General features: G+C 59.9%; 3 protein-coding genes and 1 pseudogene. 3 read left to right on the top strand and 1 reads right to left on the bottom strand.

Going from position 1 to position 2,775, the window contains the following annotated elements; genetic code table 11:
• Positions 1 to 193: 193 nt before the first annotated feature.
• Positions 194 to 655, bottom strand: a pseudogene (locus tag YU3_RS38940) (DDE-type integrase/transposase/recombinase).
• 48 nt (positions 656 to 703) lie between these two features.
• Here YU3_RS38940 and YU3_RS42020 point away from each other — a divergent pair.
• From YU3_RS42020 to YU3_RS41560, 3 genes are all read left to right on the top strand, one after another.
• The gene (locus YU3_RS42020) at positions 704 to 1,180 is read left to right on the top strand and encodes a transposase DNA-binding-containing protein (RefSeq protein WP_245273739.1); all 477 of its coding nucleotides are present in this window, start codon (positions 704 to 706) and stop codon (positions 1,178 to 1,180) included.
• 580 nt (positions 1,181 to 1,760) lie between these two features.
• Entirely contained in the window at positions 1,761 to 2,183 is a 423-nt protein-coding gene (locus YU3_RS42015; protein WP_027170297.1) for a hypothetical protein, read from the top strand.
• Positions 2,184 to 2,546: 363 nt separating this feature from the next.
• Positions 2,547 to 2,775, top strand: a 229-nt coding sequence (locus tag YU3_RS41560; RefSeq protein ID WP_036260327.1) for a 3-hydroxyacyl-CoA dehydrogenase NAD-binding domain-containing protein, incomplete at its 3' end; no start/stop codon positions are given.

The raw sequence follows: 2,775 nt of genomic DNA, 5'->3' as shown, positions 1-2,775 counted from the left end.
CGTCAAGCTGAAGAAGTGCTTGGCGGCAGGACGATTCCTCAGATGATCGAAGAACGCAATGAGACGATCATTGGATTGTTGAAGTTGCGGGAAGCAAGTCGCATTAACGCCTCCAAAACCGCCGCCTGATCTGGCACTGCTGGCGATGTCACGTTATCTGCATATAAACGCGTTGAGACCTGCGGCGCTGATGTCAGCTGACCACGGCCACCGCTTTCCATTCCGCCATGGCCTGAATATGTGTAGCGAGAGCGGAGCGTTTTGAGCGGAGCGGGACGAAGAGATTGCGCAGAGCCGAGAAGATCGAAACGAAGCGTTGCAGTGGTCCTGGTGATCGGAAGCCCTGCATCATCGGCCCCCGTTTTCGCAGCCGTATGTGGGCATTCTCTGCCCGGTTGTTCAATCCCTTGTGCGACCATGCTCGACGTCCGGCACCACTCGTCGCCTGGTGCTCCTTAGGAGCGCAGCTTGTCGGTGATCATGCGCTTCGGCGCGACGCCTTGCTTCTTTAGCAAGCGCTTGGCCGCTTGGTGTCGCGGCGGTTCTGGACTATTTCGTCGAGCACATAGCCATCTTGGTCGACGGCGCGCCATAACCAGTGTTTCCTGCCGGCGATGGTGATGATGACCTCGTCCAGGTGCGCTGCAAGCGACAACCGAAACGGTGATTCTGTCTGTGGCTCCGAATCGCAGCCGGAGCCCCGATGACCAAAGCACGTCCGCAGAATTGGATGGACGAGGAGATTGCGGAAGGTCAACTTCCCGACAAGCGCTTGGACAAGCGCCTTCGTCAGGTTTTCGACCAATTGGGCGGTGCCATGGGCCAGACCATTCCCCGAGCCTGTCAGGATTGGGCGAACACCAAGGCCGCCTACCGATTTTTCTCCAACGGTCGGGTCAATGAGCACGCGATCCTGAAAGGCCACTTCGATGCAACTCGCGATCGCGTGGCGGACGCCGAGGGGCCGATCCTTAGTCCTGCAGGACACGACCGAGTTTACGTATCAGCGGGAGAAAACCGAGGCGATCGGCATCACCAAGGTCATCAACAGCGGCAAGGACAAGGCGGGCCGACCGCGCCTACACACCGTGTGCGGATTGCTGATGCGTTCGAGCTTGGCGGCAACGACGCAAGGTCTTCCCCTCGGGCTGACTGCGGTGAAGTTCTGGACCCGCGATAAGTTTAGGGCACGGCCGCGCTCAAGCGCAAGATCAATCCGACCCGGGTGCCGATCGAGACAAAGGAAAGCTATCGCTGGCTGGAAAACCTTCGCCAATCCGACGCCTTGATCGGCGAGCCCGGGCGCTGTGTCCATATCGGCGATCGAGAGAGTGACATTTACGAGCTCTTCTGCCTCGCCTCGGAGCTCAGGACGAGCTTCCTGGTGCGCGTCCAGACCGATCGCCTCGCTGGGGGCCGGCGACCACACAGTCGCGGCGGTGATGGCCAACGAGCCGCCCTGCGCTGCTCATGTGGTCGAGATTCGCAACGACAAAGGCGAACGCCGTCACCGTGGCATTGGACGTCAAGTTCCGAGCAATCCACGTCCTGCCCCCAATCGGAAAGCAAAAGCGATATCCGCCGCTCACGCTGACCTACATTCATGCCCGCGAACGCGACCAACCGACGGATCGCGATCGAGTGGAATGGCGGCTGGTCACAAACCTGCCGGTTCACTCCGCTGAGCAGGCGATCGAAAAGCTCTCCTGGTACGCCCTGCGCTGGAAGAACGAAGTCTTCCACAAGATCATGAAGTCGGGATGCCGCGCCGAAGAGGTCAAGCTCGCACAGCGTTCTACACCAACAAAATCGCCAGGCTCGGCGGCTATCTCAACCGCACGCGCGACCCGCCGCCCGGCAACATCGTCATGTGGCGAGGGCTGACGCGCCTGACCGATATCGGGCTCGGCTTTGACCACCAGCCTGCGCGCATTCCTGCGATCCTTGCTGTCGAAGGCTGCTGCCGACCTCGTCTCGCCGATGTCGTTCCGGCCTACGCCCATTGGCAGCTTGCCGACATGCCGCGGTATCTGTCGGCCGAGCAGGTGAGCCGGCTCATCGCGGCATGCGATGGCGACGCTGTTGCGCGCCGGCGTGATCGCGCAATCATGCTGCTATTGGCACGTCCTGGGTTGCGGGCTGGCGACGTGGCGCAACTTCGCTTCGCCGACGGGGCGGCTTGACCTTCGCGTGAGCGTCACTCACGCTGCAACACAAGAACCGGGGCTATCCTCAGGTGGCCGACTTCAGATCGGAAATCAGGGCTGACATCGCGTCGGAGCAACAAGCCAACTCAGTCAGAAACTGCAGAACCTCGGCTCCCCGGCCGTTAACCTCCAAATCCTGCCCGCCGACGCGATCAGGCTTAGCTGCCACATCGTGATTCCAGATAGATGTATATCGACAATGAATTGGACCTTAACACCGCTATCGGACACGGTCCCAAGTGGCATCTCTTTCCAGGAAAGCCAAAGAGCGAGCTAAGTCGTCCTTTGCGACTTGCCAGTCTAACAAGATCCTCGCAACTCAGGGAAATACATAACGCTATGAACCGCCCAGACCCCAAAGAGGTTAAACAGATCGCGTGTATCGGCGCGGGCACCATTGGTGGTGGATTTGTAGCCCAGTTCCTGGCCAGCGGATATGATGTGATAGCACAAGATCCAGGTAGCGATGCCCGCGGTTTCCTCGAACGCCTGCTAGACCAAGCTTGGCCAGTACTGGAGAAGATCGGCCTTCGACCTGGTGCGTCGCGGGAGCGTCTGCGCTTCACCA

Source organism: Mesorhizobium sp. WSM3224, assembly GCF_000427725.1.
Taxonomy (GTDB): domain Bacteria; phylum Pseudomonadota; class Alphaproteobacteria; order Rhizobiales; family Rhizobiaceae; genus Mesorhizobium.
Note: the sequence above shows the minus strand (reverse complement) of the source record. Positions and strands in the feature narration are given on the sequence as shown.